The sequence below is a fragment of the Streptomyces microflavus genome (genome assembly GCF_014650075.1).
GTDB classification, from domain to species: Bacteria; Actinomycetota; Actinomycetes; order Streptomycetales; family Streptomycetaceae; genus Streptomyces; species Streptomyces microflavus.
Map to the genome: position 1 here is coordinate 190,310 of NZ_BMUG01000011.1, position 15,732 is coordinate 206,041.

Genomic DNA, 15,732 nt, shown 5'->3' on the forward strand with positions numbered 1-15,732 from the left:
ATACCCGCGTGGGCTAGGCGAAGGCCAGGTTGTAGAGCCCACCGGCGAGGGCGCCGCCGATGAGCGGACCCACGATGGGTACCCACGCGTAGCCCCAGTCCGAACCACCCTTGTTCGGCAGCGGGAGCACCGCGTGCACGATGCGCGGTCCCAGGTCGCGGACCGGGTTGATGGCGTAGCCCGTGGGCCCGCCGAGCGAGAGGCCGATACCGACGACGACCAGGGCCGTGATCAGCGCGCCGAGCGTGCCGAGGCCGTTGCCCTCGTTGTTGAGGCCCTGGGTCAGGATCGCCAGGACCAGCACGACCGTGGCGATGACCTCGGTGAGCACGTTCTGGACGCCGTTGCGGATCTCGGGGCCGGTGGAGAAGATCCCGAGCACCGGGCCGGCCTTGGGGGCGGCGGTCTGGTCGACCATGGCCTCGTCGGCGGGCTGCGCCTTGATGATCTCCGGGTCGTTGAGGTGGGCGTGGAACTGCCCGTAGTACACCGCGTAGACCAGTACGGCGCCGATCATCGCGCCGAGCAGCTGGGAGGCGAGGTAGAGGGGCACGTCGCCCCACGCGGTGCCGCCCTGAATGGCGAGGCCGAGGGTGACCGCGGGGTTGAGGTGGGCACCCGAGACGCCGCCGGCCAGGTAGGCGCCGGTCAGCACGGCGAAACCCCACCCGAAGGTGATGGCCAGCCAGCCCGCGTTCTGGGCCTTCGAGCGCTTCAGCGTGACGGCGGCACAGACACCGCCGCCGAGCAGGATGAGTATGGCGGTACCGATGGTCTCGCCGATGAAAATGTCGGAGCTGGACACCCGCGACTCCTTTGTCCTTCGTCCAGGGGAGAGCGGAACACATCGGGTCCCTCCGATGGTCCGCGCCCCAGATGGGTATCCACGAAGCGTGGGCAGCCCACCTGTAAGGGCTTGACCGGCCCTTGGCACTGTCACACCCTAACGCGTATTGCCGTTAGGCGTTCGACAATGCCGACCGTTGAACGGCAGTGTTTCCCCCGAGTGAAGGAAGCGTCAAGGGTTCTGTGGTGCAGGACTCGGTGCGCGACGCGATCGTTACCCCACGATGCGCCCGGACGTGCGCGGGCGCGAGCGGGCGCATACGGAAGGTGTTACGGGGGCGGTCGCCCGGCCCTCAGAAGAGGCCGGTATCCACGGCCCGGCTCAGAAGCGCCCGGCGCCCAGGTCCCGGGAGACCGCGCGGGCGCAGTCCCGTACGGCGGCGATCAGCTCGGGGCGCAGGACGCCGCCAGGCGCCACCCGCTCCACCGCGCCCGTCACGGCCACCGCGCCCACCGGCATCCTGCGCCGGTCGTGGACGGGGGCCGACACGGCGGCCACGCCCTCCCAGGTCTCCTCGGCGTCGGCGGCCCAGCCCTGCGCGCGGATCAGGTCGAGCATCGCCTCGAACTCGTCGGCGGCCGTGACCGTGCGCCCGGTGAAGGAGCGGCGCTCCGCCTCCATGACCTCGCTGTGCGCCACCGGGTCGAACGCGGACAGCACCTTGCCGAGCGCCGTGGAGTGCAGCGGCTGCATCGCCCCGACCTCCAGCACCTGGCGGCTGTCGTCGGGCCGGAAGACGTGGTGGACGATGAGCACACCGTGCTGGTGCAGCACGCCGAGGTGGACGCTCTCGCCGCTGGAGCGGGCCAGGTCGTCCGTCCAGACCAGGGCCCGGGCCCGCAGCTCGTGGACGTCCAGATAGCTGTTGCCCAGCCGCAGCAGCTCGGCGCCGAGCTGGTAGCGCCCCGACGTCGCGTCCTGCTCGACGAACCCCTCCAGCTGGAGGGTGCGCAGGATTCCGTGGGCGGTGCCCTTGGCCAGCCCCAGGGAGGAGGCGATGTCGGACAGCCCGAGCCGCCGCTCGCCGCCCGCCAGCAGACGCAGCATCGCGGCCGCCCGCTCCAGCGACTGGATGTTCTTGGCCATCGCGCCGTACTCCTCCACCTCGGTTCGACAATGCTGAACACTATCGGTCGATGCCGACCTCTGTCTGACTCCGGGGGAAAGTCGCCCCCGGCCGGCCGACGGTGCCGCACCCGCACAGCATGCAGTCCGTCTCCTGGACGGACCGACCACGGGCAGGGGTGTCCGGCTACGCTGACGGGGTGCGCCTTCCCCAAGAAGGACGCAAAGCCGACAGCCGTCGCATCCCTGGGAGATCATCCATGGCCTCGTTGCCGACACCCGCCCCCGACAGCCGGACCCGCGCAGCAGCCCTGCGCGAGGCACTCGCCACCCGGGTGGTGGTAGCAGACGGTGCGATGGGCACCATGCTCCAGGCACAGGACCCGACCCTTGAGGACTTCGAGAACCTCGAAGGCTGCAACGAGATCCTCAACATCACCCGCCCCGACATCGTGCGCTCCGTCCACGAGGAGTATTTCGCGGTCGGCGTCGACTGCGTCGAGACCAACACCTTCGGCGCGAACCACTCCGCGGCCAACGAGTACGAGGTCGCCGACCGGATCTTCGAGCTCTCCGAGTCGGGCGCCCGCATCGCCCGTGAGGTCGCGGACGAGTTCTCCGGCAAGGACGGCCGCCAGCGCTGGGTCCTCGGCTCGATCGGCCCCGGCACCAAGCTGCCCTCGCTCGGCCACATCACGTACGACGTCCTGCGCGACGGCTACCAGAAGAACGCCGAGGGCCTCCTCGCGGGCGGCTCGGACGCTCTGATCGTCGAGACCACCCAGGACCTGCTGCAGACCAAGTCCAGCATCATCGGCGCGCGCCGGGCGATGGACGCCCTCGGCATCGACGTGCCCCTGATCTGCTCCCTCGCCTTCGAGACGACCGGCGTCATGCTGCTCGGCTCCGAGATCGGCGCCGCCCTCACCGCCCTGGAGCCGCTCGGCATCGACCTGATCGGTCTGAACTGCTCGACCGGCCCGGACGAGATGAGCGAGCACCTGCGCTACCTCGCCCGCCACTCCCGTACGCCCCTGATGTGCATGCCCAACGCGGGCCTGCCCGTCCTCACCAAGGACGGCGCGCACTTCCCGCTCGGCCCCGACGGCCTCGCCGACTCCCAGGAGACGTTCGTCCGGGACTACGGCCTCTCCCTCATCGGCGGCTGCTGCGGTACGACCCCGGCGCACATGAAGGCCGTCGTGGAGCGGGCCCGCGGGCTCACCCCGGGCGAGCGGAACCCGCGCCCCGAGCCCGGCGCGGCCTCCCTCTACCAGACGATCCCCTTCCGCCAGGACACCGCGTACCTGGCCATCGGTGAGCGCACCAACGCCAACGGCTCCAAGAAGTTCCGCGAGGCCATGCTGGAGGCCCGCTGGGACGACTGCGTGGAGATGGCCCGCGACCAGATCCGCGAGGGCGCGCACATGCTCGACCTCTGCGTCGACTACGTGGGCCGCGACGGCGCCGCCGACATGGCGGAGCTGGCGGGCCGCTTCGCGACCGCCTCCACCCTCCCGATCGTGCTGGACTCCACCGAGCTGCCCGTCCTGCGCGCCGGCCTGGAGAAGCTCGGCGGCCGTGCGGTGCTGAACTCGGTGAACTACGAGGACGGCGACGGCCCCGAGTCCCGCTTCGCACAGGTCAGCGCCCTGGCCTCGGAGCACGGCGCCGCCCTGATCGCCCTGACGATCGACGAGGAGGGCCAGGCCCGCACGGTCGAGCACAAGGTCGCCATCGCCGAGCGGCTGATCGAGGACCTCACCACCAACTGGGGCATCCACGAGTCCGACATCCTCATCGACACCCTGACCTTCACCATCTGCACCGGCCAGGAGGAGTCCCGCGGCGACGGCATCGCGACGATCGGTGCGATCCGCGAGCTGAAGAAGCGCCACCCGGACGTCCAGACCACGCTGGGCCTCTCCAACATCTCCTTCGGCCTGAACCCGGCCGCCCGGGTCGTGCTCAACTCCGTCTTCCTCGACGAGTGCGTCAAGGCGGGCCTGGACTCCGCGATCGTGCACGCCTCCAAGATCCTGCCCATCGCACGGCTGGAGGAGGAGCAGGTCAAGGTCGCCCTCGACCTGATCTACGACCGCCGCAGCGAGGGCTACGACCCCCTCCAGAAGCTCATGGGCCTCTTCGAGGGCGTCAACATGAAGTCGATGAAGGCGGGCCGGGCCGAGGAGCTGATGGCCCTTCCGCTCGACGAGCGGCTCCAGCGCCGCATCATCGACGGCGAGAAGAACGGCCTGGAGGCCGACCTGGACGAGGCGCTCCAGGACACCCCGGCCCTGGACATCGTCAACAACACGCTGCTCGAAGGCATGAAGGTGGTCGGCGAGCTGTTCGGCTCCGGCCAGATGCAGCTGCCGTTCGTCCTCCAGTCCGCCGAGGTCATGAAGATCGCGGTGGCCCATCTGGAGCCGCACATGGAGAAGTCCGACGCCGACGGCAAGGGCACGATCGTGCTGGCCACCGTCCGCGGCGACGTCCACGACATCGGCAAGAACCTCGTCGACATCATCCTCTCCAACAACGGCTACAACGTCGTCAACCTCGGTATCAAGCAGCCCGTCTCCGCGATCCTGGAGGCTGCCGAGGAGCACCGCGCCGACGTCATCGGCATGTCCGGCCTCCTGGTGAAGTCCACCGTGATCATGAAGGAGAACCTCCAGGAGCTGAACCAGCGCAAGATGGCCGCCGACTTCCCGGTGATCCTCGGTGGCGCCGCGCTGACCAGGGCCTATGTGGAGCAGGACCTGCACGAGATCTACGAGGGCGAGGTCCGCTACGCCCGTGACGCCTTCGAGGGCCTGCGCCTCATGGACGCGCTCATCGGCGTCAAGCGCGGTGTGCCGGGTGCCGCCCTGCCCGAGCTCAAGCAGCGCCGGGTCCCCAAGAAGACCACCGACACCGCCGTACTGGAGGTCGAGGAGCCCGAGGGCTCGGTGCGCTCGGACGTCTCCACCACCAACCCCGTCCCCGAGCCGCCGTTCTGGGGCACCCGGGTCATCAAGGGCATCCCGCTCAAGGATTACGCCTCCTGGCTCGACGAGGGCGCCCTGTTCAAGGGTCAGTGGGGCCTCAAGCAGGCCCGGACCGGCGACGGACCGACGTACGAGGAGCTGGTGGAGACCGAGGGACGCCCGCACCTGCGCGGCTGGCTCGACCACCTCCAGTCCAACAACCTGCTGGAGGCGGCCGTCGTCTACGGCTACTTCCCCTGCGTCTCCAAGGGCGAGGACCTCATCCTCCTCCACGACGACGGCTCCGAGCGCACCCGCTTCACCTTCCCGCGCCAGCGCCGAGGCCGCCGCCTCTGCCTCGCCGACTTCTTCCGCCCCGAGGAGTCCGGGGAGACCGATGTGATCGGCCTCCAGATCGTCACCGTCGGTTCCCGGATCGGCGGGGCCACCGCCGAACTGTTCGCCGCCAACTCCTACCGCGACTACCTGGAGCTGCACGGCCTCTCCGTCCAGCTCGCCGAGGCCCTCGCCGAGTACTGGCACGCCCGGGTCCGCAGCGAGCTCGGCTTCGCGGGGGAGGACCCCGCCGACGTCGAGGACATGTTCGCGCTGAAGTACCGGGGCGCACGGTTCTCGCTCGGTTACGGGGCGTGCCCGGACCTGGAGGACCGGGCGAAGATTGCCGACCTCCTCGGGCCGGAGCGCATCGGCGTGGAGCTCTCCGAGGAGTTCCAGCTCCACCCGGAGCAGTCCACCGACGCCATCGTCATCCATCACCCCGAGGCGAAGTACTTCAACGCACGGTAGTCGGCTCTTCCCCCTGCCGCCTCGCGTCGTTCGCGCACCGTCGCCGGACAGGTCGTACACTGGTCGGTCCAGTGCAGGCCGGTCGCCCTCCCCATCCGGGAGTGGCGGCCGGCCTTCTCGTCCCTTACGGAAGGTGTGCCGGATGACCAGTACGGTCCCCGCGTCCTTGACCCGCACGGCCGAAGGCGCCGCCCTGCAGGCGGTCCTTCTCGACATGGACGGAACCCTGGTCGATACCGAGGGCTTCTGGTGGGACGTCGAGAAGGAGGTCTTCGCCGACCTGGGCCACGGGCTGGAGGAGTCCTGGCGGGACGTGGTCGTCGGCGGGCCGATGACCCGCAGCGCCGGCTACCTCATCGACGTCACCGGGGCGGACATCGCCCTGGACGAGCTGACCGTGCTGCTCAACGACCGCTTCGAGAAGCGCATCCGGCACGGCGTGCCCCTGATGCCGGGCGCCGAGCGGCTGCTCGCCGAGCTGTCCGCGTCACGGATTCCCACCGCGCTCGTCTCGGCCTCGCACCGTCGGATCATCGACCGGGTGCTGGACTCGGTCGGCCACCACCACTTCGCGCTCACGGTCGCCGGCGACGAGGTCACCCGTACCAAGCCGCACCCCGAGCCCTATCTCACCGCCGCCGCGGGCTTCGGCGCCGACCCGTGGCGCTGCGCGGTCATCGAGGACACCGCGACCGGGGTGGCCGCGGCCGAGGCGGCGGGGTGCCGGGTCGTCGCCGTACCGTCCGTGGCGCCCATCGCACCCGCCTCGGGGCGGGTCGTCGTCGGCTCCCTCGAAGAGGTCGACCTCGCCTTCCTGCGGAAGCTCATCACCGCCACGAGCTGAAGGATCCGTGTGCGTTCCGGCAACTTTTCGTGGACGTGAATCAGCCACAGCCCACATATGTGAAGAGGTCGGACGGGTGACCTTCCTCACCCGAAAGCTGCCTCTGACCTGCAGTGATCAGTTGATCTGTCCGGAATGGTGATCAAATATCGCCCCCTCCGAACCCCGGAGGAGAGCAAGCCGCTCCGAGCGCGGTCGGAGCGGCCACCGGCGGCTACTAACTTTGATTCCTCACCCACCGTGATGAGGGAGAACGCCCGTATGAACCGCAAGATCCTGGTGCTGCCGGCCGTCGTCGGCCTGCTCGCCCCCGTGCTCGCCGCCTGCGGCAGCACGGACAGCGGCGCCGGTGGCGAAGGCGCCATCGTCGTCGGCACCACGGACCAGCTCGTGGCCTCCGAGGAGAACCCCGCTCCTCTCGACCCGGCCATCGGGTACGAGGCAGGCGTCTGGAACGTCCTGCGGCAGACCGTGCAGACCCTGACCACCGTGCCCGGCGGCGGAGGCGAGCCGGTGCCCGAGGCCGCCCGGAGCTGCACCTTCACGGACAACGCGAACGAGAGCTACCGCTGCACCCTGCGCGCGGGCCTGAAGTTCGCCGACGGCACCCCCGTCACCGCCGAGGATGTGAAGTTCTCCATCCAGCGCGTCATCGACATCAACTCCGACAGCGGTCCGGTCGGGCTCCTCGCCAACATCGACACGATCGAGACCAAGGGCGACAACCAGGTGGTCTTCCACCTGAACACGCCCGACGCCACCTTCCCGTACAAGCTCGCCACGCCCGCCGCCGGCATCGTCCCCAAGGGGAAGTACCCGGCGAAGGAGGCGCGCGACGGCTTCCAGGTCGACGGCTCGGGGCCGTACACCATGAAGCCGCAGACCGAGGACGGCCGGGTCACCCGGATCACCTTCACCAAGAACCCCTCCTACAAGGGCGAGCTGAAGGTCCTCAACGACAAGGTCGACATGGACCTCTTCCCCGACGCCGAGGCCATGGGCAAGGCGCTGGAGGAGAAGAAGATCCACATGATGACCCGGGCCATGTCGCCCGAGCAGGCCCGCGACATGCTCGTGAAGCCCAAGGAGGGCATCGAGCTCACCGAGATGCCCGGCCTCGCCATCAGCTACCTCGGCTTCAACACCAAGGACCCCGTGGTCAGCAAGGCCGTACGGCAGGCCATGGCGCAGCTCATCGACCGGGGCGAGATCGCGGGCAAGGTGTACGGCACCACCGCCGAGCCGCTCTACTCGCTGATCCCCTCCAGCATCACCGGGCACACCAACGCCTTCTTCAACAAGTACGGCGAGCCCAGCACCGCCAAGGCCGCGAAGACCCTCAAGGACGCCGGGATCAAGACACCGGTCAAGTTCACCCTGCACTACACCAACGACCACTACGGCTCCGCCACCGCCAAGGAGTTCAAGGCGCTCCAGGCACAGCTGAACGGCTCGGGCCTCTTCGACGTCGACGTGCAGGGCAAGGAGTGGTCGAAGTACCGGCCGGAGCAGAAGCGCGGCGACTACGCGGCCTACGGCATGGGCTGGTTCCCCGACTTCCCGGACCCGGACAACTACACCGCACCGTTCCTGGACAAGAACAACTTCCTCAACTCCCCCTACCGGTCGCGCGAAGCGCAGAACGTCCTCATCCCGGCGTCGCGCCGGGTGGCCGACCGCAGCGCCGCCGCCACGACCTACGAGAAGCTCCAGGAGATCGTCGCCGACGACGTGCCCGTCCTGCCGATCTGGCAGGGCAAGCAGTACGTGGCCTCCCGCAGCGGGGTCGCCGGGGTCGAGCGGTCCGTCAGCGCCACCTCCGAGCTCCAGCTCTGGGAGCTCAACAAGACCACCTGACAGCCGGCCCGGAACCACGAAAGCCGTCCAGCCCGCCCCGTCCTGCGCACAGGACCGGAGCGGGCCGGACGGCTTCGTGTTCGCGGCACCTACTGCGCGCCGGGGCGCACCAGGCCGCTCTCGTACGCGTACACCGCGGCCTGCACCCGGTCGCGCAGGCCCAGCTTTGTGAGCACATGGCCCACATGCGTCTTGACCGTCGTCTCGCTGACGAACAGATCCGCCGCGATCTCCGCGTTGGACAGGCCGCGCGCCACCAGCTTCAGGACCTCCACCTCACGGTCCGTCAGCGTGTGCAGGGCGTCCGGGACCGGGTCCTCGCCGGACGGCAGATGGTTCGCGTACTTGTCGAGCAGCCGGCGCGTGATGCTCGGCGCGAGCATCGCCTCGCCCGCCGCCACCACCCGGATCGCCTGGACCAGCTCGTTGGCCGGAGCGTCCTTCAGCAGGAAGCCGCTCGCCCCCGCCCGCAGCGCCTCCACCACGTACTCGTCGAGATCGAACGTGGTCAGCACCAGCACCTTCGCCGGGCCGTCCTTCCCGGGGCCGGAGATCTGGCGGGTCGCCTCCACCCCGTCCATCCGCGGCATCCGGATGTCCATCAGCACCACATCGGGCTGCAGCGCCCGCACCTGGTCGATGGCCTGCAGACCGTCACCGGCCTCACCGACCACCGCCAGATCGCCCTCGGCCTCCAGAATCATCCGGAAACCGGTGCGCAGCAGCGGCTGGTCATCGACCAGTAGGACGCGGATCGCCACGGAAACTCCTCACAGGCCCTCAAGAGCCACGGGTCGGCCGGCCTCGGCCCGGTCGGGGCCCATTGTGCCCTGGCCATCCTCGCCCGGCCCCGCCGGGCGTACCGACAGCGGGTATACCGGGGGAGTCCCGCCGAATTCCGGACACACCGCCTGGTGGTCGCACCACCCGCACAGCTTCGTCGGACGCGGCCGCCAGTCACCGGTCTCCGTCGCCAGCGCGATCGCCTCCCACAACGCGAGGAGCTTGCGCTCCACCCGCTCCAGGTCCGCCACCACCGGGTCGTACGTCAGCACATCGCCGCTGCCCAGATAGACCAGCTGGAGCCGGCGCGGCACGATCCCCTTCAGCCGCCAGATCACCAGCGCGTAGAACTTCATCTGGAACAGCGGACCCTCGGCATACTCCGGCCGCGGCGCCTTCCCCGTCTTGTAGTCGACGATCCGGACGTCACCGGTCGGCGCCACATCGATCCGGTCGATCACCCCGCGCAGCCGCAGCCCCGACTCCAGCTCCGTCTCGACGAACAGCTCACGCTCGGCCGGCTCGAGCCGCGTCGGGTCCTCCAGCGAGAACCACCGCTCCACCAGCCGCTCCGCCTCGCCCAGCCAGCGCGACAGCCGCTCGCCCTCGGTGTCCCCGGCGAACAGCTCGGTCAGCTCCGGCTTCGACTCCAGCAGCCGGTCCCACTGGCCGGGAATCAACGCCCGCGCCCGCGGTGCCGTACGGTCCGCCGCCGGGGCGTCGAAGAGCCGCTCCAGCACCGCATGGACCAGCGTGCCCCGGGTAGCCGCCTCGCTGGGCTTCTCCGGCAGTTTGTCGATGACCCGGAAGCGGTAGAGCAGAGGGCACTGCATGAAATCGCTCGCCCGCGACGGCGACAGGGACGAAGGCGGCTGCGGCGGCCGGGGCACGGAAGTCATGTCTCCAGACCCTACGGCCCGCCACTGACAGTCAGCGGCATACCATCGACCGCAGACCCTCGCAGACTGCATGATCGTGGCGCAGGCCACGCACCGAACCGAAGGGACCACGTGGACGAGAGCGGCGACAGCGGGCGGCCGCAGCCCGGCGCAGGGGGAACGGACCCCGCCGCCGCCCCCGACGGCGGCAAGCCGAAACGCCCCGCCGACCCGGGCGGTGGCCTGCTCATGGGCCGCCCCTTCGGGGTGCCCGTGTACGTCGCGCCCAGCTGGTTCGTCGTCGCCGCACTGATCACCTGGGTCTTCGGCGGCCAGCTCGACCGGGTGCTGCCCGAGCTCGGCGGCGCCCGCTATCTCGTCGCCCTCTTCTTCGCGATCGCCTTCTACGCCTCCGTGCTCGTCCACGAACTGGCCCACACGGTCGCCGCCCTGCGGTACAAGCTGCCCGTCCGCCGCATCCAGCTCCAGTTCTTCGGGGGCGTCTCCGAGATCGAGAAGGAGACCGAGACCCCCGGCCGCGAGTTCGTCCTCGCCTTCGTCGGCCCCCTCCTCTCCCTCGTCCTCGGCGGTGTCTTCTACGGCGCGATGCAGTTCGTCGAGCCCGGCACCGTCCCCGGCGTCCTGCTCGCCGGGCTGATGATCTCCAACCTCATCGTGGCCGCCTTCAACCTGCTGCCCGGTCTGCCCCTCGACGGCGGCCGGATGCTCCGCGCCATCGTGTGGAAGATCACCGGCAAGCCCATGAGCGGCACCATCGCCGCCGCCTGGGTCGGCCGGGGCCTCGCCGTCATCGTCCTCATCGGGCTCCCGCTGCTCACCCACACCGGGGCGCTCGGCGGCGGCAACGAGGGCATCGGCGGGGTCGAGACCGTCATGGACGCCCTGCTCGCCGCGATCCTCGCCGGCATCATCTGGACCGGCGCCGGGAACAGCCTGCGCATGGCCCGGCTCCGCGAACACCTCCCCGACCTGCGGGCCCGCACCCTCACCCGGCGCGCCGTCCCCGTCGAGTCCGCCACCCCCCTCTCCGAGGCACTGCGCCGGGCCAACGAGGCAGGGGCCCGCGCCCTGGTCGTCGTCGACGGACAGGGCAACCCCAAGGGCGTCGTCCGCGAGGCCGCCATCGTCGGCGTCCCCGAACACCGCCGCCCCTGGGTCGCCGTCAGCGGCCTCGCCCAGGACCTCACCGACGGCATGAAGGTCCCCGCCGAGCTCGCCGGAGAAGCCCTCCTGGACCGGCTCAAGGCCACCCCGGCCACCGAGTACCTGGTCGTCGAGGAGACCGGCGAGATCTACGGAGTCCTCTCCACCGCCGACGTCGAGCGCGCCTTCGTCAAGGCCATGGCCCGCCCCGAGTCCTGAAGGCCCCGGAAAAGGGCCCCCGAAACACCGGTACGCTGGTCACATGTCTGAACCGACCGGTGCCGCCCGCCGACGTGGGCCCTTCAAGGTCGGGGACCAGGTCCAGCTCACCGACCCCAAGGGACGCCACTACACCTTCACGCTCGAAGCCGGAAAGAACTTCCACACCCACAAGGGTTCTTTCCCGCACGACGAGCTGATCGGTGCTCCCGAGGGCAGTGTTGTCCGAACCACGGGAAACGTCGCCTATCTCGCGCTGCGCCCCCTGCTCCCCGACTACGTCCTGTCCATGCCCCGCGGCGCCGCCGTGGTCTACCCCAAGGACGCGGGGCAGATCCTGGCCTTCGCCGACATCTTCCCCGGCGCCCGAGTCGTGGAGGCCGGGGTCGGATCCGGCTCGCTCTCCACCTTCCTGCTGCGCGCCATCGGTGAGCAGGGCATGCTGCACTCCTACGAGCGCCGCGAGGACTTCGCCGAGATCGCCCAGCAGAACGTCGAGCGCTACTTCGGTTCGCCGCACCCCGCCTGGCAGCTGACCGTCGGAGACCTCCAGGACAACCTCTCCGACACCGACGTCGACCGCGTCGTGCTGGACATGCTCGCCCCCTGGGAGTGCCTGGAGGCCGTCTCCAAGGCCCTGGTGCCCGGCGGCATCCTCTGCGCCTACGTCGCCACCACCACCCAGCTCTCGCGGACCGTCGAGTCCATCCGCGAGATCGGCTGCTTCGCCGAACCGCAGCCCTGGGAGTCGATGATCCGCAACTGGCACGTCGAGGGCCTGGCCGTGCGCCCCGACCACCGGATGATCGGCCACACCGGCTTCCTGGTCACCGCCCGCCGGCTCGCGGACGGCGTTGAGCCGCCGCTGCGCCGCCGCCGCCCCTCCAAGGGCGCCTACGGCGAGGACTACGACGGTCCGGGCAGCCAGAGCCGCGGAGGCTCCGCCGCCGACCGCGGCTGATCGGCCCAACGAACCGGCGCCGCCGCCGAGTTCCCCGACCGACCGGGGAACTCGGCGGCGGCGCCTTCTCGTTGCCGCCCTACGCGCCCCCGCGGTGAAACCGGCGCACACCCCGCCGTTCCCCCGGCGTGTGAGGTGTGGCACGATGCTGGCCACCCCTCGGGGGTGCCCCCACCCCCTCCCCGGGCTCCCACGAACCACATGGAGACACACCGCGTGCAGACCTCCGCGCTCCCGGACCTCGCGCACACCGCCACGAAGCCGGTGCACTGGCTCGCCACGGCCGCGGCCATGGCGGGCGTCGTCGCCGCGGCCGGGCTGCTCCAGCCCGGTACGGCCACCGCCACCGCCACGGCCCCCGAGCAGCGGCCCACGACCCAGCAGGGCGCACCCCCGGCCGCTCCGGACCCGGCCCGGGTGGAGTTCCCCCTGGAGTGCGGCGGGGCCGGGACCACGGTGGCCAAGCAGGCGCCCGGAGACCTCGACGGCGACGGGCGGCCGGAAACCGTCGCCGTGGTGCACTGCGACGCGGGCTCGGGGACCCCGCCGAGCGGCATCTACGTCCTGACACAGGGAAGCGGGGCCGCACCCAGGGTCGTGGCGACCCTGGTGGACCCCGCCGACAAGAAGACGGTCGGTGACTTCGCCGTACGCGAGGGGCGCGTCTCGGCGACCCTGCTGGGCTACTCCTCCCTGGAAGTGCCCCGCTGCTGCCCCGACCAGGAGGAACAGGCCTCCTGGCGGTGGAAGGGCAACGCCTTCGTCCGCACCTCGGGAGACCTGGCGCGCGCCGTCTGAGAGGGCGCCGCCCCCGCGATCAGGCCGCGTCCGGCCCGTACACCTCGACGCTGTCCTTCACGCGCCGCACGTGGATGCAGTCCCCGGGGCACTCCTTGGCCGAATCGACCACGTCCTGGAGGAGCGGCAGCGGCACCGGAGTGGTGGCCCCCGGGTTCTGGAGGAGCTCGTCGTCGCCGCTCTTCACGTACGCCAGACCGTCGATGTCCAGCTCGAAGACCTCCGGCGCGTACTGCACGCAGATGCCGTCCCCCGTACAGAGGTCCTGGTCGATCCAGACCTCCAGGTCCTGCGTGTCACTGTCGCCCGGCGCGTCCTGCTGCACGGTCATGTGGTCCTGCCGTTCCCTGCGTATCGAACCCATTGGAGCCAGCCCTGACGGGTGTTGAACGCTTCGACGATACAACCGGCGGCTTTCCGATGCCGAAGGGTGGGTATTCCCTTGACGTGAGGGAGAGCGCAAGGGTGAAGATCGGACACACCCCGCAGTCTTTGTGATCTAGGGGTTTCAATCACCACCCACCCAGGTAGGGTCAGGAAGCGTCCAGCTCCCCATGGAGGAGGTGAGGACCGTGGCAGCCCACGACGACGACATCAACCGCGGCATCCGGCCCGCGCGAGGGTCAGAAGACCCGGCCGGCCAGGTTGCCTATCTCGAGCAGGAAATCGCCGTCCTGCGACGTAAGCTCGCCGACTCTCCGCGTCATACGAGGATTCTCGAAGAGCGGATCGTCGAGTTGCAGACGAGTCTGGCAGGCGTGTCCGCACAGAACGAGCGGCTCGCCAACACGCTCCGCGAGGCGCGTGACCAGATCGTGGCCCTCAAGGAGGAGGTCGACCGGCTCGCACAGCCGCCGGCCGGCTTCGGTGTTTTCCTGCAGGCCAACGAGGACGGCACCTGCGACATCTTCACCGGGGGCCGCAAGCTCCGGGTGAACGTCAGCCCCAGCGTCGAGCTCGAAGACCTCCGGCGAGGCCAGGAGGTCATGCTCAACGAAGCGCTCAACGTGGTCGAGGCCATGGAGTTCGAACGGGCCGGGGACATCGTCACCCTCAAGGAGATCCTTGAGGACGGCGAGCGCGCCCTGGTGGTCGGGCACACCGACGAGGAGAGGGTGGTACGGCTCGCCGAGCCCCTGCTGGACATCACCATCCGCTCCGGTGACGCCCTGCTGCTCGACTCCAGGTCCGGATACGTCTACGAGGTGGTCCCCAAGAGCGAGGTCGAGGAGCTCGTCCTCGAAGAGGTTCCGGACATCGACTACGACAAGATCGGCGGTCTGGGCGACCAGATCGAGCTGATCCGCGACGCGGTCGAGCTCCCCTACCTCCACCCCGACCTCTTCAAGGAACACGAACTGCGACCGCCGAAGGGCATCCTGCTCTACGGTCCGCCCGGCTGCGGCAAGACGCTCATCGCCAAGGCCGTCGCCAATTCGCTCGCCAAGAAGGTCGCCGAGGTGACCGGGCAGCCCACGGGGAAGAGCTACTTCCTCAATATCAAGGGCCCCGAGCTCCTCAACAAGTACGTCGGCGAGACCGAGCGGCACATCCGCCTGGTCTTCCAGCGTGCCCGGGAGAAGGCGAGCGAGGGTACCCCCGTCATCGTCTTCTTCGACGAGATGGAATCCCTCTTCCGCACCCGCGGCAGCGGCGTCAGCTCGGACGTGGAGAACACCATCGTCCCGCAGCTGCTCGCCGAGATCGACGGTGTGGAGGGCCTGGAGAACGTCATCGTCATCGGCGCCTCCAACCGCGAGGACATGATCGACCCCGCCATCCTGCGACCCGGCCGACTCGATGTGAAGATCAAGATCGAGCGTCCGGACGCCGAGGCGGCGAAGGACATCTTCGCGAAGTACCTGACCCCGTCGCTCCCGCTGCACGCGGACGATCTGGCCGAGCACACCGGCTCCCGGCCGGCCGCCGCCCACGCCATGATCCAGTCCGTCGTGGAGCGGATGTACACGGAGTCCGAGGAGAACCGCTTCCTCGAGGTCACGTACGCCAACGGCGACAAGGAAGTCCTTTACTTCAAGGACTTCAACTCCGGCGCGATGATTCAGAACATCGTCGACCGGGCAAAGAAAATGGCCATCAAGGCATTTCTGGAACAGGGCCAGAAGGGTCTGCGCGTCTCCCATCTCCTCCAGGCATGCGTGGATGAGTTCAAGGAGAACGAGGACCTGCCCAACACCACCAACCCGGACGACTGGGCCAGGATTTCCGGTAAGAAGGGTGAGCGGATCGTCTTCATCCGCACACTCGTCACCGGAAAGCAGGGCGCGGACACCGGTCGCTCCATCGATACGGTGGCCAATACCGGCCAGTACCTGTAATACGCCGACCGGCTGCGGATGCCTGGAGGGGCATCCGCAGCCGGTCGTTTTCCCCCGTTCCGGCCATGCCGGAACAATGTCGTAATTGATCTCCCCACCGGCGCAGAGGCGCTCTAGGCTCTGCGGTACCGCCGAGTCGCGCAGTGCGGTGACGGGCACCGCATACGCACCGGACAAACAGCGGTACTTGAGCGTCGC

General features: G+C 69.5%; 12 protein-coding genes. 7 read left to right on the top strand and 5 right to left on the bottom strand.

Annotation, left to right across the window (positions count from 1 at the left end):
• Window positions 1–13 precede the first annotated feature (13 nt).
• Together IE264_RS29570 and IE264_RS29575 are read right to left on the bottom strand one after the other, a co-directional pair.
• Window positions 14–805 carry an MIP/aquaporin family protein gene (locus tag IE264_RS29570; protein ID WP_015607526.1) on the bottom strand — a complete coding sequence of 264 codons (792 nt, stop codon included), beginning with the start codon at window positions 803–805 and terminating at the stop codon, window positions 14–16.
• A 363-nt stretch (window positions 806–1,168) separates the two neighbouring features.
• Entirely contained in the window at window positions 1,169–1,933 is a 765-nt protein-coding gene (locus IE264_RS29575; protein WP_031123735.1) for an IclR family transcriptional regulator, read from the bottom strand.
• Between the two features lie 239 nt (window positions 1,934–2,172).
• Here IE264_RS29575 and metH point away from each other — a divergent pair, with 239 nt between their 5' ends.
• The 3 genes from metH (at window position 2,173) to IE264_RS29590 (ending at window position 8,392) form a co-directional block, all read left to right on the top strand.
• Entirely contained in the window at window positions 2,173–5,691 is a 3,519-nt protein-coding gene (metH, locus tag IE264_RS29580; RefSeq protein ID WP_015607524.1) for a methionine synthase, read from the top strand.
• Between the two features lie 142 nt (window positions 5,692–5,833).
• Window positions 5,834–6,535 carry an HAD family hydrolase gene (locus IE264_RS29585; RefSeq protein WP_015607523.1) on the top strand — a complete coding sequence of 234 codons (702 nt, stop codon included), beginning with the start codon at window positions 5,834–5,836 and terminating at the stop codon, window positions 6,533–6,535.
• Window positions 6,536–6,796: 261 nt separating this feature from the next.
• Window positions 6,797–8,392, top strand: a complete 1,596-nt coding sequence (locus tag IE264_RS29590) for an ABC transporter substrate-binding protein (RefSeq protein ID WP_032758351.1) — start codon at window positions 6,797–6,799, stop codon at window positions 8,390–8,392.
• Between the two features lie 89 nt (window positions 8,393–8,481).
• On the opposite strand, the gene IE264_RS29595 is transcribed toward IE264_RS29590, so the two are convergent.
• On the bottom strand, window positions 8,482–9,153 hold the full coding sequence (locus tag IE264_RS29595) for a response regulator (protein ID WP_032758352.1): 672 nt from the start codon (window positions 9,151–9,153) through the stop codon (window positions 8,482–8,484).
• A 9-nt stretch (window positions 9,154–9,162) separates the two neighbouring features.
• A complete protein-coding gene (locus IE264_RS29600; RefSeq protein WP_032758354.1) occupies window positions 9,163–10,008 on the bottom strand; it encodes a RecB family exonuclease in 846 nt (281 codons plus the stop codon).
• 177 nt (window positions 10,009–10,185) lie between these two features.
• Here IE264_RS29600 and IE264_RS29605 point away from each other — a divergent pair, with 177 nt between their 5' ends.
• From IE264_RS29605 to IE264_RS29615, 3 genes are all read left to right on the top strand, one after another.
• Window positions 10,186–11,436, top strand: coding sequence for a site-2 protease family protein (locus IE264_RS29605; protein WP_015607519.1), 1,251 nt, complete (start codon window positions 10,186–10,188; stop codon window positions 11,434–11,436).
• A gap of 43 nt (window positions 11,437–11,479) precedes the next feature.
• A complete protein-coding gene (locus IE264_RS29610) occupies window positions 11,480–12,397 on the top strand; it encodes a tRNA (adenine-N1)-methyltransferase (protein ID WP_015607518.1) in 918 nt (305 codons plus the stop codon).
• Window positions 12,398–12,613: 216 nt separating this feature from the next.
• Window positions 12,614–13,195: a hypothetical protein gene (locus tag IE264_RS29615; RefSeq protein ID WP_032758444.1), complete on the top strand. Its 582-nt coding sequence runs from the start codon at window positions 12,614–12,616 to the stop codon at window positions 13,193–13,195.
• A 19-nt stretch (window positions 13,196–13,214) separates the two neighbouring features.
• Here IE264_RS29615 and IE264_RS29620 read toward each other — a convergent pair whose 3' ends face one another.
• Window positions 13,215–13,526: a ferredoxin gene (locus IE264_RS29620; RefSeq protein ID WP_031123728.1), complete on the bottom strand. Its 312-nt coding sequence runs from the start codon at window positions 13,524–13,526 to the stop codon at window positions 13,215–13,217.
• 241 nt (window positions 13,527–13,767) lie between these two features.
• Between IE264_RS29620 and arc the strand changes: the two genes are divergently transcribed.
• Window positions 13,768–15,534, top strand: coding sequence for a proteasome ATPase (arc, locus tag IE264_RS29625; protein WP_032758445.1), 1,767 nt, complete (start codon window positions 13,768–13,770; stop codon window positions 15,532–15,534).
• Window positions 15,535–15,732 lie beyond the last annotated feature (198 nt).

What these genes read in the sequence shown, in the direction of transcription:
- IE264_RS29575 (WP_031123735.1), bottom strand. Translation starts at nt 1,933, where the DNA reads ATGGCCAAGAACATCCAGTCGCTGGAGCGGGCGGCCGCGATGCTGCGT.
- metH (WP_015607524.1), top strand. Translation starts at nt 2,173, where the DNA reads ATGGCCTCGTTGCCGACACCCGCCCCCGACAGCCGGACCCGCGCAGCA.
- IE264_RS29585 (WP_015607523.1), top strand. Translation starts at nt 5,834, where the DNA reads ATGACCAGTACGGTCCCCGCGTCCTTGACCCGCACGGCCGAAGGCGCC.
- IE264_RS29590 (WP_032758351.1), top strand. Translation starts at nt 6,797, where the DNA reads ATGAACCGCAAGATCCTGGTGCTGCCGGCCGTCGTCGGCCTGCTCGCC.
- IE264_RS29600 (WP_032758354.1), bottom strand. Translation starts at nt 10,008, where the DNA reads ATGCAGTGCCCTCTGCTCTACCGCTTCCGGGTCATCGACAAACTGCCG.
- IE264_RS29610 (WP_015607518.1), top strand. Translation starts at nt 11,480, where the DNA reads ATGTCTGAACCGACCGGTGCCGCCCGCCGACGTGGGCCCTTCAAGGTC.
- IE264_RS29620 (WP_031123728.1), bottom strand. Translation starts at nt 13,526, where the DNA reads ATGACCGTGCAGCAGGACGCGCCGGGCGACAGTGACACGCAGGACCTG.